This window comes from Pseudoalteromonas sp. S3776 (assembly GCF_005886915.1).
In the GTDB taxonomy this organism is placed as follows: Bacteria; Pseudomonadota; Gammaproteobacteria; order Enterobacterales; family Alteromonadaceae; genus Pseudoalteromonas.
In genome coordinates, this window is record NZ_PNCU01000166.1 from 1 (window position 1) to 378 (window position 378).

Annotated in this window: 1 protein-coding gene; it reads left to right on the forward strand. The window is 44.7% G+C overall.

The annotated features are described in order from the left end of the window. Positions 1-378: AMP-binding protein (locus CWC16_RS19515; protein ID WP_138542694.1), on the forward strand; the 378-nt coding region annotated here is incomplete at both ends.

Below are 378 nucleotides of genomic sequence, written 5' to 3' on the forward strand. Positions count from 1 at the left end.
GATATCGAGAAGTCCTATGCATGCTTGGAAAAAGAGGCGACGAGACTGGCGAGTTATTTGGCTGCGCAAGGACTTTGTGCCGGTGACACCGCGATTGTGCAATTGCCTAATTGCTACGAATTCTATGTGGTATTTTTTGCTTTACAAAAGCTGGCAGTGTTACCTGTTAATGCTTTGATGAATCATAACCAAGTCGAGTTAACACATTACGCAGCTGCTCTGCAGCCAAAGTTGATCATTGCGGACACAAAGCATTCTCTGTTTGGTGATAGTCAATTCTTTGAACAGTTAAAAGCGTGTACACCACAGCTACAGTATGTGCTGCTGCGTGGTCAAAGTACTTGGGCGAAAGAGCTTGGTGAAAAGCTGCATGCTTCT